This window comes from Nocardia sp. NPDC047648 (assembly GCF_040642815.1).
GTDB lineage: Bacteria > Actinomycetota > Actinomycetes > Mycobacteriales > Mycobacteriaceae > Nocardia > Nocardia gamkensis.
In genome coordinates this window covers 530,221-555,107 of sequence record NZ_JBEYSX010000002.1, presented here as the reverse complement: position 1 = coordinate 555,107, position 24,887 = coordinate 530,221, and the positions used below count along the sequence as shown (strand labels likewise).

Below are 24,887 nucleotides of genomic sequence, written 5' to 3'. Positions count from 1 at the left end.
TCGGCCAACCTTGCTGGGCCGCAAGCCCTTCAGGGCAGCGGTTCGAGAGAACCGGCCGCCGCGGCGGCCAGCGCGACCACGACCACCGCCATCGCCGTCCCGGCGATGACGCGGCCGCCATGGGCGTAGTGGCCTCGGTGAAGCCCGCGATTGCGCAGGTAGCAGCCTCCGGCCAGCGCTGCCATCGCGATCGCTGCGCCGATGGGCGCGACGGCGGCCGCGCGCCACCCGCTGCCGAGCGCCTGATGCACGAACAACGTGCCGACGACCATCGCCGACACGGCGGTGCGCCGCCACGCCAGCGCGGTGCGTTCGGCGGACAGATGCGGCGCGCTCATCGCAGCAGCACCGCCACACCCGCCAGCACCGAGACGATCGCGATGCCCGCCGACAGGATCGGCACCAGCACCGTCTCCGGCAGCGGATCGCCGCGCCGCATGGCCACGCCGATGCGCCGCCAGTGCGCGTACGCGCCGACCGCGACGACCGCCGCCAAGACCAGGCAGCTCAACGCGATCGCGCGCCGCAGCCCTGCGATCCGGAACGACTGGACCAGTGTGTGCACCGCGACGCCGCCGGCCAGCAGCCCCAGCGCGGTCCGCATCCAGGCCAGGAAGGTGCGCTCGTTCGCGAGCGTGAAGCGGTAGTCGAGTTCCTCGTCGCCCTCTTCCGATTCGGCTTCCGGATTCGGCAGCGTCACGCCGCCTCGGTTCGGATCGAGCGTCCTGCGGCATCCGCCCACGCGGGGGTCGCTCGGCCGGCACATGCGTGCCGCGAGAAGGGGCGGCTCTCGCCGCAAAGTGTTCTTCCGGCGCGCAGCTTCACGCCGGACCGCACGGTGGTCACACCACACCACGCTAGCGGGAGGAGTGGAAGCTCGCGGCTGGTCCGCACCGGCCGTGAGAACGCGATCGGTGACGGCACGCGCACCGGAACGTTCGCCATGGCGTGCGCGCCGACCCTCGCATCACTCGGAGGACCGGCTGCCGCCCCGAGGGCTCCTATGCCAGTCAGCAACCATGTCTGCCGAAGGCAGCCGACAGGACGGTCAGCTCCCGGAAGTCGCCGGTACTCGGATGGTCGTCGCAGCTCGAAGTCCACTTCAGGCGCGCAGATCCGGTCGGTGACGATCACGGGCACACTCCATAACCGAGAGTATTGGCAAATGATCAGCTACGTCAGCGTAACCGGCGCCGCGAGCACCGTCCACGCTCCCCGCCCGCCCGTGACCGGGTGGTTACCCAGCGGCGTCAGACCGCGATCGCGTCCTCGAACGTCATGGCCAGTCGCGAGACGGACGAGGACATCACCGCGCGTTTCGGCAGGCCGATCGACCGGAGTTCCGCGGCGATCTCGTGGTCCCCGAGAGTCAGCTCGGCCCCGCCGAAGCGCGCCCGCATGCCCGAAGGGCGCATCTCCCAGCGCGTGCAGCGGGTGACGCCATCGATGTGCGAGTAGGCGTCGAACGAGGACCCGGTGGCGCGGTTCGGAGTCGCGAACCCGGGCCGAATCGCGAGATCGGCGATGAGCTGCCCGTTCTGGTGCAGTGCGCCGGTACGCGTCCGGCCACCGTGGTCGACGGCGAATTCGGCGAGTTCTTTGGGAAATCCCCAGATACCGCGTCCCGCGGCGAGGGTGAAATCACCGTCGACCGGCAGCCGGTGGATCAATACGCCGGCCTGCCCGGTCACCAGCGCCCGCAGATCCCCGAATCCCGAGGCCGCGCCCGCGGTGTGGTGGCGCACCATGAACGAGACGCCGAACTCGTTGTAGGGGCCCAGATCGCCGTCGACGTAGTCGACGAAGACCAGCGTGCACATCGCCCGCCCGCCCGGCAGCCGGAGCAGCTGGAGGCCGGAGTAGTCGATGAGGCGCTGCGCCGGCTCGGCGGGCACCAGATAGGTAGCCATGAACGCGTGGGCGAGCCGGATGCGGACCGGCATGCGCACCTCTCGGCCGAGAACGGTGTGCGTACTCACGGAGACGCCTTTCTGCGCGACTGCGGCGGACTGCGCCGCGTCGGCACGCACCCGCCGCCAGAAGATCTATAGAACAGGTATCAGTTTGTTCGCACAATACCGTCGATCCGCACGGTTTATACCAAGAGTAACCAGTTCCAGTCTCGTCCAGGTCACTCGCCCGATACCCCCATCCGGGCCGACCCCGGAAATTCCGACTTCGCGCGCAGGCGCGCCTGCAAACCATCCAGGACGCAGAGCAAGCCGAAGTCGAACGCCATGGCTCGCCCCGCCTCCTGATCGGACGGCACGGTCGCCCGGTAGTCCGCGAGCATCTCGGGATAGCCGCCCGCCACCTCGTCCATCACGCGCAGTATGCCGTCGGTGTCGACCTCGGCCCCCTTCGACGCCTTCTCCCAGGCGATCTCGGGAGTCACCTGGCCGAGGACGAAACACATCACCGTTCCACTGGCCAGGTAGATGTCCACCCCCTCGAAGCCCGCCCGCACGAAGGCGCGGCGCAGCCGATCACTCAGCCGCAGCGAGTTGGGACCGATACTGGGCAACTGCCCGACCAACGAGACGCTCCACGGATGCTCGCGAATGGAGGCGCGGAAGCTGTAGGCGAAAGTGGTGAGCAATTCGCGCCAGGAAGCCTCTTCGGGCTCCGGAATCCGCACCACCCCCCAGAACTGGTCGAGCACCAATTCCAGCAGTTCTTCCTTGTTGGAGACGTGCCAGTAGAGACTGGTCGCGCCCGCGCCGAGCTTCGCGCCGAGCTTGCGCATACTCAGCGACTCCAGCCCTTCGGCGTCGAGAATTTCGAACGCCGCGGCGATGATCTGCTCCCGGTGCAACCCGGATGTCTTGGGCTGGCGGGGTTGCTTGGTCCATACCGAGGCGAACTGCTTGGTCACGACACGATCTTATAATCCCTCGCACAGCGTTCGAGTTTCTCGTACGCTGTGCGGGTGGAATCGAACGTTGTACGAGACCCCCGCCGCTGGTGGGTCCTGGGGGTCCTCTGTCTGTCCTTGCTCGTGCTGATGCTCGACAGCACCGTGCTCAATCTCGCGATCCCGTCGCTGATCCGGGAGCTAGGCGCCACACCGGCGGACGTGCAGTGGATTCTGGACGCCTACGTGCTGGTCTTCGCCGGGCTCCTGCTCACCGCGGGAAGCCTGTCCGACCGGTTCGGCAGGCGGCGAGCGCTGATCACCGGCCTGGCCGTGTTCGGGGCTGCGTCGCTGGCGGCCGTGCTGGCGACCGAACCGTGGCAGGTCGTGGCCGCCCGCGTCGCGATGGGCGTCGGCGGGTCGCTGTTGATGCCGTCGACCCTGTCCATCCTCATGACCACCTTCGCCGAGGACGAACGGCGCACGGCGATGGCGGCCTGGTCGACGGTCTCCATGGTCGGCATCGTCGCCGGGCCCACACTGGGCGGATTCCTGCTCCAGCACTACTGGTGGGGGTCGGTGTTCCTGCTCAATATCCCGGTGGCGGCGCTCGCGATCATCGCCGCCGTCGTGCTGATGCCCGAGACCACCGGTGAACAACGGCCGGTCGACCTCGTCGGCGTTGCCCTGTCCGTCGTAGCGCTGAGCGCGACGGTCTACGTGATCATCGAGCGGGAGTGGAACATCGGGGTGATCGTGCTGGCCGTCCTCGCGGCGGCCGGCTTCGTCGTCTGGGAGAGCCGCTCGGCACATCCCATGTTGCCGTTGGCGGTATTCCGCAGCCGGGATTTCACCGGCACCTCTCTCACTCTGCTGCTGATGGTCTTCGGCATGGGCGCGGTCATGCTCATGCTCACCCAGTACCTGCAGTTCGTGCTCGGTTACGGTCCGATGAAAGCCGGGCTGGCGCTGCTGCCGTACGCCGTGGCGGCGGCGGTCTGCAACGGCCTCGGCGCGACACTGGGCAAGACTCTGAGCAACAAGACGCTCATCGTGTCGGGACTGCTCGTCATGGGCGTGGCCTTCGGCATCCTCGCGGCCGGGAGCGGATACCTGTGGGTTCTGGTCAGCATGCTGGTGATGGGCATCGGCGGCGGTCTGGCGGGTCCGGCCGCCTACGCGGCGATCATGAGCGCGATCCCGCTCCAGCACGCCGGTGTGGGCTCCGCGATGAACGACACGATCCAGCAGGTCGGCATGGCGATCAGCATCGCCGTCCTCGGTAGCGTGCTGGCCGGCGTGTTCACCTCGAACATGCCCGCCGACGTTCCCGACGCGGCGCGCGAATCCATCGGCGCCGCCTTCCAACTGGGCTACATCGAGCCCGCCAAGGACGCCTTCACCGCTGCCATGTCCGCCGGGGCCTGGATCAGCGCCGGATTCAGTGTCGCCGCCGCCCTGCTCGGCGCGGTCCTGCTGCGGGCGCGGCGGCCGCAACCGGCCCAGCAGCCGGAAACCGCTCCGGTCGCGCACGGCTGATCATGTCGGCGACCGGCGCCGGACCGGTGAAAATCCACCGGTCCGGCGCTACGCCGACGACTCGCGGGCCGCGCAGAATAACGACTCAGGTGTCTCGTCGGCTCACCCGGTATGAATGATTCCGACCCCGGGGCTGATGGTCTCACGCGCGCCCGCCGACAAGAGTTGATGGTGTGTTCACAATAACGGCCTTCAACCAACGAGGGCTGGTGAAGCAACCAATCGATGGAGACATCATGATCACGAACAAAATGCGCGCAACGGCAGCGGCGGTAGCGCTCACACCGATCATCGCCCTGGGTTCAGGTCTTGCTTCCGCCGCCCCGGAAGTAACCCCGGGACCTGGGCAAGTGGCGGATCAACCGGTACCGGTTCAGGTCGAGCCCGCGACATTGGGCCTGATTTGGCCGCTGGGTATTTTCTGCGCTCCTTTGTTGCTGCTTCCGCCGGTGGTCAACGCGGTGGCCGTGTTCGTCTGCGCCGCTTGATCGCATTCGTAGGCAGCGCCTCGAAGACGAGTGCGCCTCGGGCTGTGTCGCACACCCGAGGCGTCTCGTTTGTGTCGGCCGCTCTCCGAGCGGGCTATGCGTCGAGAGGCGAGTAGATAATTTCGATCCATACCGCACCGAGGCGCCCTGACCGGGAAACATCCGCGAATCAATCGTGACGCACCGTTGAGTGCGGTTGAATTACCGGATGACCAAGTTCAGGAAACTCGTGGGCGCTGCAGCGGCTCTGACCGCGACCACAGCGCTGTTCGGGGCACCCGGGACCGCGCAAGCCGAGACTCCATCCGTTCTGGGTGGCGGCTCCGGCATCGTCGTCGGCGGTCAGAACATCTGCACCCTCACCACGATCGGGCGCGACTCCGGTGGCCGGCTGGTCGGGTTCACCGCGGGGCACTGCGGGGACGCGAACGCCGCCATCGTCGCCGAGGGCAATCGCGACGCCGGTACCGTCGGCACCATCGCCTACTCCAACGAGACCATGGACTATGCCGTGATCGAGTTCGACCCGGCGAAGGTCGCGCCGGTCAACCAGGTGGGCGGAACCACTATCACCGCCATCGGCGGCCCCGCCCGACCGCCGGACACGGTATGCAAGGAAGGCCGGACAACCGGCCGGACCTGCGGTGCAGCCTACGGTGACGTGTTCACCGGCGGCGACAGGACGTGGACCCAGACGTGCGTCGTCGAGGGCGATTCGGGCGCGCCGCTGGTCGTCGGGACCACCCTCGTCGGCATGGTCAGCGGCTACTTGGCGATCCCGTGCCTGGGACCGCAACTCGGCACCGACTTCACCGCGGTCGTCGCCGACGTCAACGCGCGCGGCGGCGCGGGCGCGGGTTTCCAACCGATCTGATTCGTCCCGGACCGCCGCTGAGGATCCCGGCCGGAGTCTTACCTTTCCTGGTCGCTGACGATGCCCAATTCGACCGCGCGTTCGACCAGGAAAAGCCGTTTCTGATGCGGCGGTAGGGCTTCGACCTGGAATATCCGGAACAGCGCCCGCATGTGCGTCTTGACGGTCGAGAGACTCAGGCACAGATCGTCCGCGATCTGACGGTTGGCGGCGGGGTAGGAATAGCCGTCGTGTGCGTCGTAAGGGCGGCACAGCGCCTCCAGAACGAGATACTGGGCCGGGGTGAGCGAATTACGGGTCGGCAGCGGCGAATGGGCAAGCGTCATTTCCTCGTCGAAGGAGTCGGCGGCCCGGAAGACGAATACCGAACGGCCGACGCGAATCGTGTCGCCGGAGCCGAGTTTCCGCCGCCCACCGACGCGTTCGCCATTGACGAATGTCCCATTCTTGGACAGACCGTCGTCGACGATGACCCAGCATCCGCCGACACGCTCGATAATGGCGTGCAACCGGGATACGGTCGGGTCGGAAGGCACGGCGATATCGGCCGCGCCGGACCGCCCGATCGTCATTCTCGACGCGCCGCCGTCGAGAGAAATCTCGCGTACCCTCTCCTGCACAACGGGCCGGGGCGAAGTGGAAGGAACGGCAGAACGTGGCCACGCGGACTGCCCCGTCAGTGGGTATAGTCCGCGACGCAGGGCCTGTGGTCCGCTGACCGTGGACATCGTTCGTCTTTCCACTCGAAGTACGTCGTGAACTGCGGGCACTGATTCGCTACTTTAAGGGTGCGCTTTCTCGGGGCCGATCACATACGGATTCGCCTACTTCCCTGCGTGAGCGGGGATTGAAGCGAACCTTCGGGCACGACAAAAGCGTCAAAACCGACTAATCGGTCTGATAGTGGGCGGCTCGGCGGGTGAGCGGCTCGGAATGGTCGGATGAACGTGATCATTCGACCGCGAAGCGAGGGGATCTCGACGCCTGCATCACGGCGCTGCGGCACGTCCGCGACCGGGACCGGTGTCCAGAGGTCTGGCCTGCTGATCCGGTGGGGTGGCTATCACCGCCCCGAGTTCCTCGCGGCGGTCGTCGCGGAGCGCGACCAGACCGTGGTCGTACACGTCGGACTCGGCGCAGGCGGCGTGCTGCCGGAGATCGTGCGCCGATCGGCGGGTACGGAGTCCGTCGTCTCGGTGATCCGGTTGTATGTTCCTCCGGCCGCGCGTCGAGTGGGCGTGGGGTCACAACTACTGACCGCGGCTGCGCGCATGGCCGCCGATCGGGGCAGCGCGCCGTGCGCACGGTCTCGTCCGACCGAGCGGCGGCGATAGCCCTGTACCGGCGATAGCGATGTACCAACGACGCGGTTGGCGGCAGGTGCACACCAGGCCCGGCGGCTGGCGTACCGCGGATGGGCGGGGATGGGCGGGAGGCTTGGGCGCACTGTTACGTGAGCCGGTGAGCCGACCGGTTGCAGATGTTCGTTCGTCCGGCGATGCGCTTACTCGCGCCGGGGACGGCGTACCCAGGCCCGGTGTCGGCGACCGCGACCGCGCCGTCAAGCCCGGGGGTGGGCTTGGTCGTGCACTTTCTTGAGCCGATCGATGGAGACGTGGGTGTAGAGCTGAGTGGTGGCCATGCTGGCGTGGCCGAGGAGTTCCTGAACCACACGCAGGTCGGCGCCGCCCTCGAGGAGGTGGGTCGCGGCGGTGTGCCGCAGACCGTGCGGGCCGAGGTCCGGTGCGCCGGGGATGGCCGAGACCACTTCGTGCACAACGGTTCTGGCCTGGCGCTGATCCAGACGCCTGCCGCGGCGGCCGAGCAGCAGCGCCCGGCCGGACGCGGCGGTGGCGAAATCGGGGCGGCCATAGCGCAGCCAATTGCCGACCGCCTCGTCGGCGGGCGTGCCGAACGGCGCGGATCGCTCTTTGTTGCCTTTGCCGAGTACCCGCACCACCCGCCGCTCGCGGTCCACGTCCTCGATGTCCAGTCCACACAGCTCGCTGACCCGGATGCCGGTGGCGTACAGCAATTCCACGATCGCCCGATCTCGCAAGGCCATCGGATCGCGCTGCGCGGCGCCGGATTCCGCGGCGTCCATGGCACCCAGCGCCTGTTGCCTGCCGAGTACGGCGGGAAGGACGCGATGCGCCTTCGGCGACCCCAACCGCAGCCCCGGATCGGCGGGCAACCGGCCGGTCCGGGTGAGCCAGGCGGTGAACGTGCGCGCCGACGACGCCCTTCGGGCCACGGTCGTTCGCGCCGCGCCCGCCGCCGCTTGCTGCGCCAGCCATGAACGCAGCAACAGCAGGTCCAGCTCGCGGATCGCCGAATCGGCCGACCGCGTGTACAGATGCTCCAGCAGGGACCGGGCGTCGCCCAGGTAAGCGCGTACGGTGTGCTCCGACCGGTTGCGCCCGAGCCGCAGATGCCTGCCGTACTCGAGCAGCAGCGCTTCCAGATCTTCGGGCAGTTCCTCCATGCTTCCACCGTCCCGACCGGCGGTCCGGATGGCAAGCGACCGCGCCGATCGCGTTCATCCGCGACGCGCCGTTCGGTGCCAACCGCTTTCGTCATTGGCCGCCAGTCCTGCCAATTCGAGGGCGGACAACGTCGCACGCACCACCGGAAGTGGCAATCCGCACTGCCGGGACACCTCCAGTGGCAATCGCGCACCGATTCTCGGCAGCGTGGCGAAGACCGCGGCCTCGTCTTCGTTCAACTGGTCCTCCGGATTGCCGCCTGCCCCCACCCCGGGAATCGACAGCCGCAACGGCCCCGCCTCGTCGGCGACTTCCTCGGCCCTGGTCACCAGGAGGGCTTCGCCGTCGCGGATCATACGGTGGCAGCCCACCGAAGCGGCCGAGGTCACCGGGCCCGGCACGGCCAGGGCGGGACGGCCGAGACGGCGTGCCCATTTGACGGTGTTGCGCGCGCCGCTGCGCAGCCCGGCCTCGACGACGAGCACGCCATCGGCCAAGGCGGCGATCAAGCGGTTCCGGGCGAGGAATTGGTGTTTCTGCGCGGTGACACCGGGCGGGTATTCGCTGACCACCAAGCCGGATTCGGCGATGTCGGCCAGCAGGCGCGCGTGCTGCGCTGGATAAGGCCGGTCGATGCCGCACGCCAGCACCGCGATGGTGAGACCTTCCACCGCCAGCGCCGCCCGGTGCGCCATGGCGTCTATCCCGAACGCCGCTCCGGAGACAATGGTCCATCCCTGCGCGGCGAGGTCACCCGCGATCTCCCCCGTCACCCGGTTGCCGTACCCGGTGCTGCACCGCGCGCCCACCACCGCCACAGCGCGCTCGCTGGACTCCAGCAGCGAGCGCGGGCCGCGCACCCACAGCACCAGTGGCACGGCGCCGTCCCGATCCCGTCCCGGCTCGAGCTGCGCGAGACCGAGCATGCGCCAAGCGGGCCATTCCGGATCGTCCGGCGTCACCACACGCCCGCCGATCCGGTCGATGGCCTCCAGATCCCGCGCCGCAACGTCGACATCGCGCCGCTGCGCCGTCGGCCCGCGCAGCGGTTCGGGTAGCGCACACTCCCGCACGGCCCGCGCCGCCTCGACCACCCCCACCGACTCGATGAGCGCCGACAGCGGCGCGCACGGCCCCTGCACCACCCGCGACAGGTACACCCACGCGAGCCTCCGGGCATCGGATTCACCGGCCACGGAATTCGACCCGCACGCGGGCGCGACGACTCCAGGCACATTCGCCACCGCAAGCACATCCCCTCCCCCAGGCACACTTACGAGCCCCGCCACGTCCACCACCGCAGGCACCGCCGCATCCGTAAGCGCACTCGCACGCGCACTCGCGGCCACAGACGCACTCACCGCCCCAGCCACACTCACCGCCCCAGGCACACTCGCGGCTGTGGGCACTTCGTCCAACCCAGCCCGGTCTGCCGCCGCGTGCCCATCTACCGCCCCGAGCGCACTGGATGCAGAGGGCACATCGAGCACCGCAGGCTTGTTCACCGCCGCACGCGCACTCGCGGCCGCGCGAACGTCAATCGCCCCGGCCGCATGCGCCGCCACAGGGACATCCTCTGCCCTCGGCACACTCGCGGCCGTGGGCGCTTCGACCACCACTGCCACGTGCTCCATCTGGGGCACGCCCGCCACTGGAGGCGAGTCCCGCGCTGCCAGCACATCCGCCGCCCTAGGGACATCCGTTGCCCCCTGCACGATTGCGACCCCCGGCACACCCGTCCCGGTCGCCTTCGCGGCCACCGGCACAACGGCTGGCCTGGACACACTCGCATCCGTGGGCGCTTCGACCACCACAGCCACGTGCTCCAGCTGGAGCCCGCCCACCACTGGAGGCGAGTCCCGCGCTGCCAGCACATCCGCCGCCCTAGGGACATCCGTTGCCCCCTCCCCGATTTCGACCCCCGGCACACCCGCCCCGATTACCCTCGCGGCCACAGGGACATCGACCGCTCTAGGCACACTCGCGGCCGTGGGCGCTTCGACCGCCACAGCCACGTGCTCCGTTTGGAGCGCTGGAGGCACGTTCCGCGCCGCGGGCGCATCCGCAGCCACAGGCGCGCCCACTGCGGCAGGCGTATCCGCCGCGAAAACCTCCGCTGGCGTGTCCGCGGTCGGCTCTCGCGCGCTCATTGCGCGTCCCGCTGACGAAAGTTCAATGCGGCTAGAACGTCCTGTGCCGAGGGCCGATCGCCGCCGCGCAGATCGCAGATAGTCCAGGCGACACGAATGGCCCGGTCCGCACCGCGCGCGGACATGCGGCCGAGACGCAGCGCGGCCTCGACGGGAGCGAGCGATTCACGCGGTAGACGGAAACGCTGGCGCAGGATGTGACCGGGAACCTCTGCGTTGGTGAGCCATCCGTACTCACGCCAGCGCTCGGCGGCGGCGCGGCGCGCCGAGGTGACTCGGGCGCGAACGACCTCGCTGCTCTCGGCCGCGTCGGTACTGAACGCCGCGCCGGACTGCCCGTGCATCCGCACCCAGATGTCGATCCGATCCATCAGCGGCCCGGACAGTTTGCCGAGGTAGCGGCGGCGAGCCAACGGCGCGCAGATGCAGTCGACGTCGCGGGCCGGGGCGCAGGGACAGGGGTTGGCGGCCAAGACGAGCTGGAAGCGGGCCGGGTAGCGTGCCACACCGTCGCGCCGGGCGATGCGCACTTCCCCTTCCTCCAGCGGCGTCCGCATCGCCTCCAGCACCTTCGTGCCGAGTTCGGCGCATTCGTCGAGGAACAGCACGCCGCGGTGGGCGCGGCTGACCGCGCCGGGGCGGGCGGTCCCCGAACCGCCGCCGATCATCGCGGTCACCGAGGTCGAGTGGTGCGGGGCGACGAACGGTGGCGCGGTGATCAATGGGTGATCACCCCCGAGCGTGCCCGCCATGGAGTGGATCGCCGTCACCTCCAGCGCCTCGGTCTCCGTGAGCGGTGGCAGCAGGCTCGGAAGACGTTGCGCCAGCATGGTTTTGCCGATGCCCGGTGGTCCGGTGAGCAGCAAGTGGTGCCCGCCCGCCGCGGCGACCTCCAAGGCCCAGCGGGCTTCGTCCTGGCCGACCACCTCGCTGAGATCGCCGCCCTGCCGCACCGTATCCGGCAGGTCACCGTCCGGCTCGTCGAGCGCGCCTTCCCCGCGCAGCCACGCCACCACCCCGCGCAAACTGCGCGCTCCGAGCACCTCGATGCCCTCGACCAGTCCGGCCTCGGCCATGGTCACCGCGGGCACCACGACGGTCGACCAGCCTGCCTTGCGCGCCGCGAGCACGGCGGGCAGGATGCCGCGCACTCGCCGCACCCGCCCGTCCAGCGCGAGTTCGCCGAGCAGCACCGTCTTCGCGAGCCGTTCGGAGGGGACCGAACCGGACGCGTCCAGCACCGCGGCCGCGAGTGCCAGGTCGTAAACGCTGCCCAGTTTCGGCAAGGTCGCCGGCGACAGCGCGAGCACCACACGGCCGTCGGGCCACTTCTCCCCGGAGTTCGCCACCGCGGAGCGGACCCGGTCGCGCGATTCCTGCAACGCGGTGTCGGGGAGCCCGACCAGATGGACCGAGGGCAGGCCCTGGCCGATATCGGCTTCGATTTCGACGAGCAGGCCGTCCACGCCGGTGACCGCGACCGAGTGCGCCCGGCCGAGGGCCATTCAGAACACCGCCTCGAGATGATCGATCACCGGTGTCCGACCACGCTGCGCCAGCACCGACACCACGTCGAACCGGATGCGCCGCCACGGTCCGTCCTGCTCGGCCAGCCACAGCAGGGCCAGCCGTCGGATCCGTTGCCGCTTGGCGAAGGTGACCGACTCCGCAGGAGTGCCGTAACCCAGACCCGAACGTGTTTTGACCTCGACGAACGCGGTCACATCCCCGTCTTTGGCGATGAGATCGAGTTCGCCGTATCGGCAACGCCAGTTCCTGGCGATGATCTCCATCCCCGCGGCGCGCAGAAACTCTGCCGCCAGTTCCTCCCCGTGCGCGCCGAGCGCCTGTTTGTCCGTCACCCGGCCAGCGTGCGCGGGGACCGAATCAGCTCAGCGACGCCGACCTGGGGAATCGGAAAACCTGTTGATAACCGAGTCGCTGTGCAGAACTCCCGGCCTGCTCACTCGGGCAGCCGCAGGTCCGGCTTCTCCAGCTCCTCGATGTTGACGTCCTTGAAGGTGATGACCCGGACGTGCTTGACGAAGCGGGCCGGGCGATACATGTCCCACACCCACGCGTCGCTCATCCGCACCTCGAAGTACACCTCGCCATCCGCGTTCTGCGGCCGCAGCTCCACGGAGTTGGCGAGGTAGAAGCGGCGCTCGGTCTCCACCACGTACGAAAACTGACCGACGATGTCCTTGTACTCGCGATACAGCGAGAGCTCCATCTCGGTTTCGTACTTCTCGAGGTCCTCGGCACTCATCGGGTGGGACGTCCTCCTTCTCGCCGCATCGCGTCGTATGGTCACATCATCGCGCATGCGCTGCGTCGGTAGCCACTCGGCCAGCCGTACGCTCGTTCGGAAACTGCTCTGACAGGGCTTCGTCCAGCCCTTCGGCCAGTACGGCGTCCGCGACGTCGGCCGCCGTCGCGACCGGCCGCAGCCCGGCGGCTTCGCGCACATTGCGCCAGGAGCGGCGGTGCTCGCTGCTGGGTCCGAGGCGGTGCAATGCGGCGGTGTGCTCGGGCGTGTTGTAACCCTTGTGGGCGGCGAAGCCGTAGCCGGGGAATCGCTGGTCCAGCTCGACCATGATGCGGTCCCTGGTGACCTTGGCCAGAATGCTGGCCGCCGCGATGCAGGCCGCCGCACCGTCGCCCCCGATCACCGGCAGCGAGGGCACGGGGATTCCGGGTACCCGGAATCCGTCGGTGAGCACGTAGCCAGGCGTGCGCCCGAGCCCGGCCACGGCGCGGCGCATGCCCTCGATATTGGCGACGTGGATGCCGATCGAGTCGATCTCCCAGGCGGGGATGACGACCACCCAGTAGGCCAGCGCCAGCCGGACGATCACCGGATACAGCTCTTCCCGGGTGGCCTCGGTGAGCTTTTTGGAGTCGTCGAGGCCGGCCAGCTTGTCATATGCCTTCGGAGCGAGCAGGCATGCCGCCACCACCAGCGGTCCCGCGCACGGACCGCGCCCCGCTTCGTCGACGCCGGCGACGGGGCCGAGGCCACTGCGGATCAAAGCCGCCTCGAGCGTGCGCAAACCTCCGGCCCTGCGCATCACCACACGCGGCGGCCAACCGTTACCCACCGGCACTCGACCTTGCCCCACCATCCGATTATCCTGCGTCCGAGCGGTCAGTTCTCCTGCGGATTCTCCGCACGCACCGGTCCGATCCGGCCGGGCGGCCAGATCTTGAACACCGCCTTGCCGCGCACGTTCTCCACGGGGATGGTGCCCTGCAGTTCGTCGGTGATATGGGCGCGGGAATCGGCGCTCTGGTTGCGGTTGTCGCCCATCACCCACAGATGCCCCTCGGGCACTTTCACGGGCTTGAATTCGCGTCCTCCCCCCGGGCCGTAGGGCTGGCCCGGCACGTACGGGGCCAGGTAGCGGGCATACGGCTCGTCCAGGGGCTTGCCGTCCACGATGACCCGGCCCTGCGCGTCGCAGCACTGCACGGTCTGGCCGCCTACCGCGATCACACGCTTCACCAGATCGTTCTCGTCCGGCGGCACCAGGCCGAAGAACGAGAAGAAGTTCTGCACGCCACGGACGGCGGCGTTGTCGGAGCGGATCGACTTGTAGGTGGTGTTCCACGAGGGCGGGCCGACGAACACGACCACGTCGCCCGGCTGCGGATCACCCCAGTAGTAGCTCAGCTTCTGCACATAGATGCGGTCACCGGTGCAACCGGCGCAGCCGTGCAACGTGGTTTCCATCGACTCCGACGGAATCACGTACGGCCGACCGACGAACGTGACCATCAACGCGGCGATCACCGCGGCGATCACGATGAGGATCGGCAATTCCTGCCAGAACGGCCGCTGCTTCTTCTTCGGTCGCCGCTTGGCGCGACCTACCCGCGAATTCTCGTCGCCCGACTCGGACACCGACACCGACCCACTTTCGTCTGCCACGCCGAACAGATTAGCCCGGCAGCGAAACCGAAGTCCGATGCCGGGCTGAGGAAGATCTGCTGTGCCGAGAAGCTAGCTCAGCGCTTTTCCTTGATCTTGGCGGCCTTGCCGCGCAGCTCGCGCAGGTAGTACAGCTTGGCGCGGCGGACATCACCGCGGGTCACGACATCGATGTGGTCGATGTTCGGGCTGTGCACCGGGAAGGTGCGCTCCACGCCGACACCGAACGACACCTTGCGCACCGTGAAGGTCTCGCGGATGCCACCACCCTGGCGGCGGATCACGACGCCCTTGAAGACCTGGATGCGCTCCTTCGAGCCTTCGATGACCTTCACGTGCACGTTCAGCGTGTCGCCCGGGCGGAAGTCGGGGACGTCGCTACGCAGCGACTTTTCGTCGACGAAGTCAAGGGTGTTCATTTCCATCCTTATGGTTTCGCGCGAACAGAGGACCCTGGCGGCACTCCATGTGCTCGGCCGGTTCATGCTCCGAATTAGGGGGGTGCGCCTGGTCGACTACCACCCAGGGCAACCTGAGCATTGTGCCAGATCGGCGCGCCACGGAAGAAATCGGCCCGGGCGACCGCGCGGCGGCGCCCTCTCACGCTACGGCCCGCGCGGGGTGCGAGACAGCGCGACGGTGGTGAACTCAGTGCGGCGACCGGCCGTGCGTGAACTCCTGCCCGTTCAGGACTCGGGCGGGAGGATCGGCGACGCGAACACTTCCTCCAGCGGGGTCGGGCCGGTGTAGCGGCGACACTGGCAACCGACCCATTCCCGCAGGCCGTGCGTGCCCTTACGGGAGATCTCGGCGTGACAAGTGCCGGTGGCGCGGTCGTGCAGCGCGAGGTCGTGACCGCAACCGCAGCGCGCGGGAAGGCTTCCTCCCGGCCGGGCTCGCCGCCGATGCCCGAACCTGCCACATGCCCAGCCGACACCGACCAAGCCGGCGCCGACCGCGAGACTGAAGGGATCCAACACGGTCACAGTATACGTATACGCATAGCCTCGGGTTCCACGAATGGCGGCATCCGAACCCGGCCGCCCCTGGGAGACGGCGGCAAGCCAAGGAGCAACCCTCGCGCACCGACGTGAAGCGGCAGGTCGTCTCGGCAGATGCTGCGCTCAGTGGTTCTGTTCGCCGGAGATCGCGTCCTGGGCGGGCGGCGAGCCGGACGTGTGCAGCGAACCGTGGTCGGAATGCCACAGCGAGTGGTGCCGATGCGGGGCGGGCGGAGCGGGCACGACCGTGCGGGTGAGTTCCGCTTCCGCCGCCGTGCGGACGTGCTCGACGTCCGGTTTCCCCGCGACCAGATCCTGCACGAAGATCTTGGCGCGGATGACCGGACGGCGATAGCGCCGTTCCCGGACGATGGCCCGGTACATCATGCGTCTGCGGTCGGCGTAACGCCAGCGCGCCCATGGCGCACCGGGGCGGCTCAGGCGCAGCGCACCGACGAACAGCAGCGGCAGGAAGAACATGCCGAACAGGCCGGTCCAGATCTTCCCTTTGGCGATCACGATCGCGGCGAGAGCGAGGTTGACCACCGCGAACACGACGACGAAAGCGCGGACCTCGACGCTCGGGTCGCGCCGGAAGTCGTTGATGTCCAGCATCCACAGCGGGTGGAAGCCCAGTAGCAGCAATCCGGTCACGGCGAGCGCGACGAACACCGCGTCCACCGACGTGCGTCCCTGTTTCTCCCAGTACACGTCGCGCAGATAGAAGATCAGCGCGAATTCGTCGAGAACCAGCGCGGCGCCCACACCGAAGAGCGCGGCGAGGATGCCCGCGGTGGTCATGCCGGCGCTCTGGTACTGGGCGACCATGCCGACCCCGGAGGACAGCACCAGGATCACCCCGAACACCATGTGGTGGATATGCGTGTCACCGGCGCGCAGATTGCCCGGCCACCAGCGCACCCGCGCGCGGATCAGCCGGACGCTGACGCGGATGACCAGGAATCCGACGATGAATCCGAGCAGGAAGCACAGCAACGGCAGCCGCCCTTGGGCGATCACGTCCTCCTGGAGCCACCGTCGCATGGCCGTTACTCCCTCCCGCGCGTCGGGCTACTGGCCGAAACCCGCCCTGCGCAGCGCGTCCGCCATCGAGCCGCTCGGCGCGGGAGCGTTGCGGCGTTGGTTGCCTCCGCGACCCTGACCTTGATTGCGGTTCTGGCTCTGCTGCTTGTTCTGGCCATTCTGCCGCTGCCGCTGCTCCCCGCCCGCGGGTCGGCCGCCCTGGCCGCGCTGCCGGTTGTCGCCGCCTTTGGCGGGTGTGCCCGGCTCGTCGTCCAGGCGCAGGGACAGCCCGATGCGCTGACGCGCCACGTCCACCTCGAGCACCTTCACCTTGACCACGTCTCCGGACTTGACCACTTCGCGCGGGTCCTTGACGAAGTTGTGCGACATGGCCGAGACGTGCACCAGGCCGTCCTGGTGTACCCCCACGTCGACGAACGCGCCGAACGCGGCCACATTCGTCACCACGCCCTCGAGCACCATGCCCGGTTTCAGGTCGGCGACCTTCTCCACGCCCGCGGCGAACTCGGCGGTCTTGAATTCCGGACGCGGGTCGCGGCCCGGCTTCTCCAGCTCGGCGATGATGTCGGTGACCGTGGGGACACCGAAGCGTTCGTCGGTGAACTCACCGGCGCGCAGCGAGCGCAGCACCGTGGTGTTGCCGATGACCTCCGCGATGGGGCGACCTGTCGATGCCAGGATGCGCCGCACCACCGGATACGCCTCGGGGTGCACCGCGGAGGTGTCCAGCGGATCGTCGCCGCCGCGGATGCGCAGGAAGCCCGCGCACTGTTCGAACGCCTTCGGCCCCAGGCGCGGGACGTCGAGCAGCGCGGTCCTGCTGCGGAACGGGCCGTTCTGGTCCCGATGCGCCACAATGCTTTCCGCCACCGAACCGGCGATGCCGGATACCCGCGACAGCAGCGGCACCGAGGCCGTGTTCACGTCGACGCCGACCGCGTTCACCGCGTCCTCGACCACCGCGCCCAGCGAGCGGGCCAACAGCGATTCGGACACGTCGTGCTGGTACTGACCGACGCCGATGGACTTCGGATCGATCTTCACCAGCTCGGCCAGCGGGTCCTGCAACCGCCGCGCGATCGACACCGCCCCGCGCAGCGAGACGTCCAGGTCGGGAAGTTCCTGCGAGGCGTAGGCGGAGGCGGAGTACACCGAGGCGCCCGCCTCGGAGACCACGATCTTGGTGGGCTTGTTCTCCGGGATGCGCGCGATCAGCTCGGCGGCGAGGGCGTCGGTCTCGCGCGAGGCGGTGCCGTTGCCGATGGCGATGAGCTCCACGCCGAAGCGGGCGACCAGCGCGCCGAGCACCGCCAGCGACTTCTCGGTCTGGCCCTGCGGTTTGTGCGGGTAGATCACCTCGGTGGCGACCACCTTGCCGGTGGCGTCGACCACCGCGACCTTCACCCCCGTGCGGTAGCCGGGATCCAGCCCCATGGTCGTGCGGGTGCCGGCGGGGGCGGCCAGCAGCAGATCGCGCAGATTCGCGGCGAACACGTCGACCGCGTCCTTCTCCGCCGCCTGCCGCAGCCGCATCCTGGTGTCGATACCCAGGCTGACCTGCAACTTGGTACGCCACGCCCAGCGCACGGTGTCCAGCAGCCAGGAGTCGGCGCGGCGGCCGCGGTCGGCGATGCCGAAGCGGGCGGCGATGCGACCCTCGTAGATGGTGCGCTCACCCGGCTGCGGCTCCTCGGTGTCGGGCTCGAGGTGCAGTGTGAGCACCTCCTCCTTCTCCCCGCGCAGCAGCGCGAGGATGCGGTGGGAGGGCAGCTTGTCGAACGGCTCGCTGAACTCGAAGTAGTCGGCGAACTTCGCGCCCGCCTCCTCCTTGCCCGCGCGCACGGTCGAGGTGACCTGCCCGCGGTTCCACATCAGTTCGCGCAGTTCGCCGACCAGGTCGGCGTCCTCGGCGAAGCGTTCCACCAGGATGGCGCGCGCGCCGTCGAGCTGCTCGGCGGTGTACTGCGCCGGATCGGTGTTCGGGTCCTCGATCAGGGCGTCGGCCACCGGTTCGTGCCCGGCCTCGCGCGCGATCTGCGCCTTGGTGCGCCGCTTCGGCTTGTACGGCAGGTAGATGTCCTCGAGCCGCGCCTTGGTCTCGGCGAGCAGGATCTGCCGGTGCAGGGCGTCGTCGAGTTTGCCCTGGTCGCGGATCGATTCGAGGATCGCGGCCCGGCGCTCGTCGAGTTCGCGCAGGTAATGCAGACGTTCGTCGAGCATGCGCAGCTGCGCGTCGTCCAACCCGCCGGTGACCTCCTTGCGGTACCGGGCGATGAACGGCACCGTCGAGCCCGCGTCGAGCAACTCGACGGCGGCGCGCACCTGGGTCTCGCGCACCGCGAGTTCCTCGGCGATGCGACGGTTCACGCTGGCTGGGCCCGCGGTGTCGGAGCGTGGCACGGCGGGTGTGGACTCTGCACTGGCAGTCTCGGGCGCTGTCGTCACGTCGGAGACACTACCGCTCCCCCGCCTCTCCGCGTCTTTCGCCGGTCGCGGGTACCCGGCCGCTGCGCTGCGCGCCGGCGGCGGCACGACGGGCCGATTTCTACGGGGCCTCCTTCGACGACGCGAGGATCGCTCGGGCTATTTCCCGCATTTCGGCCTTGCGGACCTTGCCGGTGACCGTCATCGGGAATTCCTCGACCACATGCACGTAGCGGGGAATCTTGAAGTGCGCCAGCTTGCCGGTGGCGAACTCGCGCACGGCCGCGGCGTCCAACGGCGGTGCGCCCTCGCGCATCCGGACCCAGGCCATCAGCTCCTCGCCGTACTTCGGATCCGGCACGCCGATCACCTGCGCGTCCAGGATGTCGGGATGGGTGTAGAGGAATTCCTCGATCTCACGCGGATAGACGTTCTCACCGCCGCGGATGACCATGTCCTTGATCCGGCCGGTGACGGCCAGATAGCCCTCGTCGTCCATCACGCCGATATCGCCGGTGTGCATCCACCGGGCGGCATCGATGGCCTCGGCGGTCTTGTCCGGATCGTTCCAGTACCCGAGCATTACCGAGTAGCCGCGGGTGCACAGTTCGCCGGGTTCGCCACGCGGCACCGTGAGACCCGTTGCGGGATCGACGATCTTGACCTCCAGATGCGGGCCGACCCGGCCGACCGTGGCGGTGCGCCGGTCGATGCCGTCGTCGCGCCGGGTCTGGGTGGAGACCGGGGATGTCTCCGTCATGCCGTAGCAGATGCACACCTCGCGCATGCCCATCCGGTCGATCACCCGCTTCATCACCTCGACGGGGCACGGTGAGCCCGCCATGATCCCGGTGCGCAGCGTGGACAACTCCACGGTGGCCGAATCCAGTTCGGCGAGCATGTCGATGAACATCGTCGGCACGCCGTAGAGCGAGGTGCAGCGCTCGGCCTCGACCGCGGCCAGCGTCGCCTTCGGATCGAACGACGGCGCCGGGATCACAACCGCCGCACCGTGGCTCGTGCTCGCGAGATTGCCCATGACCATGCCGAAACAGTGGTAGAAGGGAGTCGGGACGCAGATGCGGTCGTGTTCGGTGTATCCGCACAGCTCGCCGACGAAATAGCCGTTGTTCAGGATGTTGTGGTGGCTGAGCGTGGCGCCCTTCGGGAAACCCGTGGTGCCCGAGGTGTACTGGATGTTGATCGGGTCATCGGCCGACAGCAGCGCGCCGAGCGTGGCGAGCCGTTGGGCGTCGACCTCGGTGCGGGCCAGCGCGTCCCACTCGGGTGTGCCGAGGACGAGCACCTGCGTCAACTCCGGGCAGTTCGGGCGGACCTGCTCGATCATCGCGACGTAATCCGAGGACTTGAACCGCTCGGCCGCGAGGAGCATCCGGACGCCGGCCTGGCGCAGCACGTACTCCAGTTCGCTGGTGCGATACGCCGGATTGATGTTGACCAGGATCGCGCCGATCTTCGCCGTGGCGTACTGCGCGATGAACCATTCCGCGCAGTTCGGCGCCCAGATGCCGACCCGGTCGCCCTTGCCGATGCCGCGGCCCGCCAGGCCGCACGCGAGGGCGTCGACCGCGGCGCCGAGCGCACGGTAGGTCCAGCGCCGCCCGGTCGGCCGGTCCACCAGCGCTTCCCGGTCCGGGAACGCCGCCACCGTGCGATCGAGATTGCCGCCGATGGTGTCACCGAGCAGCGGGACGTCCGAGACTCCGGAGGCGTAACTGGGCAGGGACACCTGCGTCATCGGGCACCCCCCTGCCGCAGCACGAATCGCTGCACCTTGCCACTGGGCGTCTTCGGCAGGCTCGGCACGAAGTGGACCCTGCGCGGGTAGGCGTGCGCGGCGAACTTCCTCTTCACCAGGCTCTGCAATTCGGCTTCCAGCTCCGGGCCGCCCGCGGCGCCCTCGCGCAGCACCACGAACGCCTCGAGCACTTCGCCGCGCAGTTCGTCCGGCATGCCGACCACGGCCGCTTCCGCGACCTGCTCGTGCAGCACCAGCACGCTCTCCACCTCGAACGGGCCGATGCGGTAGCCCGCCATGATGATCACGTCGTCGTCGCGGGCCGAGAAACGGAAGAACCCATCGGCGTCCTGCGAGCCCGCGTCGCCGGTCAGATACCAGCGGCCGTCGGCGGTGTAGCGCTGGGCGGTGCGTTCCGGGGCGTCGAGGTAGCCGAGGAACCACAGCAGCGGGCTGTGTTCGGTGTCGATCGCGACGCGGCCCAGTTCACCTGCGGGCGCGAGGGTGTCGGCGTCTTCGGCGAGCACGGCGCAGGTCCATCCGGGCAACGAGCGGCCCATCGATCCCGCGGGAGTCTCGGTGTCGAGGTCTTCGTGCCAGGCGTTGCAGATGACCATCCCGTGCTCGGTCTGGCCGTAGTGATCGCGCACCGCGACACCCAGATGCTCCACGGACCAGGCGACGACCTCGGGAGTGAGCGGCTCCCCCGCCGACGACGCGCGGCGCAGCAGCGAGTGCACCGGAGGCGTGGCGCTGTCGGCGCGCAGCGCGCGATAGACAGTCGGGGCGGCCGCGAAGTTCGTGACGCCGAAGGTTTCCAGCACCTGCCAGGTGAGCGGGGCGGAGAAACCCGCGTGCAGCAGGATGCTGCGAATGCCGGTGGCCAGCGGGCCGAGGATGGCGTAGTAGAGGCCGTAGGCCCAGCCCGGATCGGCGGCGTTCCAGAAGACGTCGTCGGGCCGGACGTCCAGCGCGAATTCCTGGTACGCGTGGAAGGAGGCGAGCGCGCGCAGCGGGATCGGGACGCCTTTCGGCGTGCCCGTTGTACCGCTGGTGAACAGCTGGACCAGCAGGCCGTCCCCGCCCACCGCGACGGGGCGGGCGCTCGGGTGGGTCGCCGAACGAGTCTCGAGCAGTTCGCCCATGCACAGGGCCCCCTCGGGAACCTCCCCTCCGGCGATGATCAATCGCCAGGGCGGGTCCGCGGGCAGATCCGGCCCGGCCGCCAGTTTCCGCGCCTGGTCGGCATCGGCGATGACGACCGTGGCACGGGCGGCGTTCAACCGCAGGGCGATGGCGGGCGGCGCGAAGGCGGTGAACAGCGGAACGTGCACCGCGCCGCGGCGCCAGATGCCGAGCAGTGCGACCACCAGGTCCGCCGACTTCGCCATCAGCGTGGCCACGCGGTGGCCGGGTTCGACGCCCAGTTCGGCCAGTGCGGCGGCGAAGCGGGCGGAGCGTTCGCGCAGTTCGCCATAGGTGAGATCGATCGAGGACAGGTCGGCTTCGACGATCGTGAAGGCGACCCGGTCGGCCGGATGCCGATCGCACAGCAGGTCCGCCGCCGACGCGTCGGCGCGGTCGTAACAGTCCAGCAGTTCGCGCACCCGCTGATTCAGGTCGGTGCCCATCTTCGGTTCTCCTCGTTCTGTGATCCAGCGCAACCCGGGTGTGCAATAGGATGTGGGTCACATCCCGCTGCCCACTACCCCCGAAAAGGGGTGAGTCTCGTGACCCACACCGCTCTGCTGCGTCCGCGCGACAGCGACGCTCTGCGTGCCGAGATCCGCTGGGTGGCGAGCGCTGCGGGCGTGCCGGTGGCGTTCGGTGGCGAAGTGCACGGTGACGCGCTGCTGCTGTCGGAATTCGTTGGCACGCTGACCAACGGCCTGCGCGGCCTGGCCGTCGTGCGGACTTCGGGGCTGGGCGGCCGGGTGATGGACTCGGGACGGCCCGCCGCGGTCACCGACTATCGCCGCGCGTCCTCGATCACCCACGACTACGACGGGCCGGTCTCCGGCGAGGGCATCCGCTCCGTGCTCGCCGTGCCCGTGGTGGTGGACCGATGCCCCCGCGCGGTGCTCTATGCCGCGACCCGTGGCGCGAGCCCGCTGGGCGACCGCACCGCGGATCTCGTCGTCCAGGCCGGTCGTCGCCTCGCCACCGAGATCGCGGTGCGCGACGAGGTCGACCGTCGGCTGCGGATGCTGGAGGTGGCCGCGCCGTCGGCCGCGACGGCACCGGCCATCACCGAGGAACTGCGCGACATCCACGCCGAACTGCGCGGTATGGCGCGCTCCACCGAGGACGACCGGATGCGCGGACGCCTGCACGCGGTGTGCGAACGACTCACCCGGGTCCTGACCGGCGAGCCACACCCCGACAGCCCGAAACTGTCCCGCCGCGAACTCGACGTGCTCTCCCAGATCGCCTTGGGTTGCACCAATCAGGAGACGGCGCAACGTCTTTCGCTCGGTCCGGAAACCGTGAAGAGCTATCTGCGCAACGCGATGGTCAAACTCGACGCCCACTCCCGGCACGAGGCGGTGGCAGCGGCCCGCCGCCACGGTTTACTGCCGTGAGCGACCCGCGCCCCCGTCATGCCTCGACCGATTCCCCGATCTGGTGAACGGACAGCAGGATCACCCGCAGCCGTCCCGCTGATCGAACCGGCGACCGGGAATCGCGGAACGCGATGCGCGTCCTTTCGGACTACGCAGCCCACGCCACGGAGGACGCGTTCGGCATGTGACACTGATCCGCCCAGCGGGCGCTTCCGGCCTATCGTCCGGGCTCGCGCACCGTGTCCTGGTCCGGAAGCAGATCCGGGCGGCGTTCGCGGGTCCTGGCGAGAGCTTGTTCGCGCCGCCAGGCGGCCACTTTCGCATGATCGCCGGACAGCAGGATCGGCGGGACGTCGAGGCCGCGCCAGGTGACCGGGCGGGTGTAACTGGGGCCTTCGAGCAACCCGTCGGAGAACGAATCCTCTTGATGGGACTGCTGATTGCCGAGCACGCCGGGCAGCAGCCGGACCACGGCCTCGGTCATCACCAGCACGGCCGCCTCGCCGCCGATCAGCACGTAGTCGCCGATGCTGACCTCCTCCACCCGCACGCGGCGAGCGGCGTCGTCGAAAACGCGCTGGTCGATGCCCTCGTAGCGGCCGCAGGCGAACACGAGATGCCGCTGCGCGGCCCAGCGGTGCGCGGTCGCCTGCGTGAACGGCACGCCCGCCGGAGTGGGAACCACGAGCAGCGCGTCATCGGGACAGACCTCGTCGAGCGCGTCACCCCACACGGTCGGCTTCATCACCATGCCGGGCCCGCCCCCGTAGGGCGCGTCGTCGACCGACTTGTGCACGTCGTGGGTCCAGCGGCGCAGGTCGTGCACGGTGACGGAGATCAGGCCCTTGTCGATCGCCTTACCGAGCAGTGCCGTGCGCAGCGGCTCGAGATACTCCGGGAAGATCGTGACGACGTCGATTCTCATCCCTGTCTCCTCTCGCCGCCGGGCCGCCCCGCACCGGCCGGGTGAGCGACGCGCGATCGGGGCTCGCACCGCATCATTCGGGGTCGAGCAGACCCTCGGGCGGATCGATCACGATCACACCGTCGGCGAGCGACACCGTGGGCACGATGGCGGTGACGAACGGGATCAAGATCTCCCGTCCGTCCTCGGCGGCGCGCACGTCGAGCAGCTCCCCGGCGGCGGAATGCAGCACCTCACGCACGGAGCCGACCACGGTGCCGTCGAGGAGCCGGACCTCCAGCCCCTCCAGCTCGTGGTCGTAGAACTCGTCCGGGTCCTCGGAAGGCGGGAGGTCGGCGCTGTCGACCACGAACAGCATGCCGCGCAGCGCGTCGGACCCGGTGCGGTCGGTCACGCCGACCAGGCACACCAGAAGCCGGCCCGAGTGCTCTCGGGCCGACTCCACGGTGAACTCGCGGACCTCCGCCGCTCGGGGCAGCCGGCCGCGCAATGTCGTGCCCGGCGCGAAACGAGCCTCGGGCTCGTCGGTGCGTACCTCGACGACGAGTTCGCCGCGCACGCCGTGCGACTTGGCGACCCGTCCGACGACGAGTTCCATCTACTGGTCGGTGTCGACCACGTCGACCCGGATGCCCCGGCCGCCGATACCGGCCACGAGGGTGCGCAGCGCGGTGGCGGTACGTCCGCCGCGGCCGATCACCTTACCCAGGTCATCGGGATGGACGTGCACCTCGACGGTGCGCCCGCGGCGGCCGGTGATCAGCTCGACGCGGACGTCGTCGGGGTTGGCGACGATGCCGCGCACCAAGTGCTCGACGGCATCGGCGACGACGGCGCTCACTGTTCCA

The 24,887-nt window shown here is 69.1% G+C and carries 26 protein-coding genes; 5 read left to right on the top strand and 21 right to left on the bottom strand.

Going from position 1 to position 24,887, the window contains the following annotated elements:
• Nucleotides 1-29: 29 nt before the first annotated feature.
• From ABZ803_RS06915 to ABZ803_RS06900, 4 genes are all read right to left on the bottom strand, one after another.
• Entirely contained in the window at nt 30-338 is a 309-nt protein-coding gene (locus tag ABZ803_RS06915) for a DUF202 domain-containing protein (protein WP_357033812.1), read from the bottom strand.
• Nucleotides 335-700, bottom strand: a complete 366-nt coding sequence (locus ABZ803_RS06910) for a DUF202 domain-containing protein (RefSeq protein WP_040868283.1) — start codon at nt 698-700, stop codon at nt 335-337. The genes ABZ803_RS06915 and ABZ803_RS06910 overlap by 4 nt, the downstream gene beginning before the upstream one ends.
• A gap of 550 nt (nt 701-1,250) precedes the next feature.
• Complete coding sequence (locus ABZ803_RS06905; RefSeq protein WP_357033810.1) at nt 1,251-1,979, bottom strand: acetoacetate decarboxylase family protein; 729 nt, start codon at nt 1,977-1,979, stop codon at nt 1,251-1,253.
• Between the two features lie 152 nt (nt 1,980-2,131).
• Nucleotides 2,132-2,875, bottom strand: coding sequence for a TetR/AcrR family transcriptional regulator C-terminal domain-containing protein (locus ABZ803_RS06900; RefSeq protein ID WP_357033808.1), 744 nt, complete (start codon nt 2,873-2,875; stop codon nt 2,132-2,134).
• Nucleotides 2,876-2,929: 54 nt separating this feature from the next.
• On the opposite strand from ABZ803_RS06900, the gene ABZ803_RS06895 reads away from it, so the two are divergent.
• From ABZ803_RS06895 to ABZ803_RS06885, 3 genes are all read left to right on the top strand, one after another.
• Complete coding sequence (locus ABZ803_RS06895; protein ID WP_357033806.1) at nt 2,930-4,393, top strand: MFS transporter; 1,464 nt, start codon at nt 2,930-2,932, stop codon at nt 4,391-4,393.
• A gap of 209 nt (nt 4,394-4,602) precedes the next feature.
• Nucleotides 4,603-4,881 carry a hypothetical protein gene (locus ABZ803_RS06890; RefSeq protein WP_357033804.1) on the top strand — a complete coding sequence of 93 codons (279 nt, stop codon included), beginning with the start codon at nt 4,603-4,605 and terminating at the stop codon, nt 4,879-4,881.
• 208 nt (nt 4,882-5,089) lie between these two features.
• Nucleotides 5,090-5,755: a serine protease gene (locus ABZ803_RS06885; RefSeq protein WP_357033802.1), complete on the top strand. Its 666-nt coding sequence runs from the start codon at nt 5,090-5,092 to the stop codon at nt 5,753-5,755.
• 38 nt (nt 5,756-5,793) lie between these two features.
• Here ABZ803_RS06885 and ABZ803_RS06880 read toward each other — a convergent pair whose 3' ends face one another.
• Entirely contained in the window at nt 5,794-6,483 is a 690-nt protein-coding gene (locus ABZ803_RS06880) for an FHA domain-containing protein (RefSeq protein ID WP_357033800.1), read from the bottom strand.
• Between the two features lie 213 nt (nt 6,484-6,696).
• Here ABZ803_RS06880 and ABZ803_RS06875 point away from each other — a divergent pair, with 213 nt between their 5' ends.
• Complete coding sequence (locus ABZ803_RS06875; RefSeq protein WP_357033798.1) at nt 6,697-7,089, top strand: GNAT family N-acetyltransferase; 393 nt, start codon at nt 6,697-6,699, stop codon at nt 7,087-7,089.
• Nucleotides 7,090-7,316: 227 nt separating this feature from the next.
• On the opposite strand, the gene ABZ803_RS06870 is transcribed toward ABZ803_RS06875, so the two are convergent.
• The 13 genes from ABZ803_RS06870 to ABZ803_RS06810 all read right to left on the bottom strand — a co-directional run bounded on the left by ABZ803_RS06870 (nt 7,317) and on the right by ABZ803_RS06810 (nt 22,181).
• Complete coding sequence (locus ABZ803_RS06870; protein WP_357033796.1) at nt 7,317-8,240, bottom strand: tyrosine-type recombinase/integrase; 924 nt, start codon at nt 8,238-8,240, stop codon at nt 7,317-7,319.
• Between the two features lie 54 nt (nt 8,241-8,294).
• Nucleotides 8,295-9,476, bottom strand: coding sequence for a DNA-processing protein DprA (gene dprA, locus ABZ803_RS06865; RefSeq protein ID WP_357034341.1), 1,182 nt, complete (start codon nt 9,474-9,476; stop codon nt 8,295-8,297).
• 911 nt (nt 9,477-10,387) lie between these two features.
• On the bottom strand, nt 10,388-11,896 hold the full coding sequence (locus ABZ803_RS06860) for a YifB family Mg chelatase-like AAA ATPase (RefSeq protein ID WP_357033794.1): 1,509 nt from the start codon (nt 11,894-11,896) through the stop codon (nt 10,388-10,390).
• Nucleotides 11,897-12,253, bottom strand: a complete 357-nt coding sequence (locus tag ABZ803_RS06855; RefSeq protein WP_062969827.1) for a YraN family protein — start codon at nt 12,251-12,253, stop codon at nt 11,897-11,899.
• Between the two features lie 101 nt (nt 12,254-12,354).
• Entirely contained in the window at nt 12,355-12,660 is a 306-nt protein-coding gene (locus tag ABZ803_RS06850; RefSeq protein ID WP_011210678.1) for a DUF2469 domain-containing protein, read from the bottom strand.
• A 46-nt stretch (nt 12,661-12,706) separates the two neighbouring features.
• Nucleotides 12,707-13,492: a ribonuclease HII gene (locus tag ABZ803_RS06845; RefSeq protein WP_357034339.1), complete on the bottom strand. Its 786-nt coding sequence runs from the start codon at nt 13,490-13,492 to the stop codon at nt 12,707-12,709.
• Between the two features lie 47 nt (nt 13,493-13,539).
• Nucleotides 13,540-14,322 carry a signal peptidase I gene (gene lepB / locus ABZ803_RS06840; protein ID WP_040868300.1) on the bottom strand — a complete coding sequence of 261 codons (783 nt, stop codon included), beginning with the start codon at nt 14,320-14,322 and terminating at the stop codon, nt 13,540-13,542.
• 77 nt (nt 14,323-14,399) lie between these two features.
• Complete coding sequence (rplS, locus tag ABZ803_RS06835) at nt 14,400-14,741, bottom strand: 50S ribosomal protein L19 (protein WP_067514127.1); 342 nt, start codon at nt 14,739-14,741, stop codon at nt 14,400-14,402.
• 267 nt (nt 14,742-15,008) lie between these two features.
• Nucleotides 15,009-15,302, bottom strand: a complete 294-nt coding sequence (locus ABZ803_RS06830) for a hypothetical protein (protein ID WP_040868301.1) — start codon at nt 15,300-15,302, stop codon at nt 15,009-15,011.
• 144 nt (nt 15,303-15,446) lie between these two features.
• On the bottom strand, nt 15,447-16,367 hold the full coding sequence (locus ABZ803_RS06825; protein WP_357033791.1) for a hypothetical protein: 921 nt from the start codon (nt 16,365-16,367) through the stop codon (nt 15,447-15,449).
• Nucleotides 16,368-16,394: 27 nt separating this feature from the next.
• Entirely contained in the window at nt 16,395-18,767 is a 2,373-nt protein-coding gene (locus ABZ803_RS06820) for a Tex family protein (RefSeq protein WP_357034337.1), read from the bottom strand.
• A gap of 145 nt (nt 18,768-18,912) precedes the next feature.
• The gene (locus ABZ803_RS06815) at nt 18,913-20,550 is read right to left on the bottom strand and encodes an AMP-binding protein (RefSeq protein WP_357033789.1); all 1,638 of its coding nucleotides are present in this window, start codon (nt 20,548-20,550) and stop codon (nt 18,913-18,915) included.
• Nucleotides 20,547-22,181: an AMP-binding protein gene (locus ABZ803_RS06810; RefSeq protein ID WP_357033787.1), complete on the bottom strand. Its 1,635-nt coding sequence runs from the start codon at nt 22,179-22,181 to the stop codon at nt 20,547-20,549. The genes ABZ803_RS06815 and ABZ803_RS06810 overlap by 4 nt, the downstream gene beginning before the upstream one ends.
• Before the next feature lie 99 nt (nt 22,182-22,280).
• Between ABZ803_RS06810 and ABZ803_RS06805 the strand changes: the two genes are divergently transcribed.
• Entirely contained in the window at nt 22,281-23,132 is an 852-nt protein-coding gene (locus ABZ803_RS06805) for a LuxR C-terminal-related transcriptional regulator (RefSeq protein WP_357033785.1), read from the top strand.
• 199 nt (nt 23,133-23,331) lie between these two features.
• On the opposite strand, the gene trmD is transcribed toward ABZ803_RS06805, so the two are convergent.
• From trmD to ABZ803_RS06790, 3 genes are all read right to left on the bottom strand, one after another.
• Nucleotides 23,332-24,039, bottom strand: coding sequence for a tRNA (guanosine(37)-N1)-methyltransferase TrmD (gene trmD, locus ABZ803_RS06800; RefSeq protein ID WP_357033783.1), 708 nt, complete (start codon nt 24,037-24,039; stop codon nt 23,332-23,334).
• A gap of 73 nt (nt 24,040-24,112) precedes the next feature.
• On the bottom strand, nt 24,113-24,637 hold the full coding sequence (rimM, locus tag ABZ803_RS06795) for a ribosome maturation factor RimM (protein ID WP_062969833.1): 525 nt from the start codon (nt 24,635-24,637) through the stop codon (nt 24,113-24,115).
• Nucleotides 24,638-24,880 carry an RNA-binding protein gene (locus ABZ803_RS06790; RefSeq protein WP_011210690.1) on the bottom strand — a complete coding sequence of 81 codons (243 nt, stop codon included), beginning with the start codon at nt 24,878-24,880 and terminating at the stop codon, nt 24,638-24,640.
• Nucleotides 24,881-24,887: the final 7 nt, after the last annotated feature.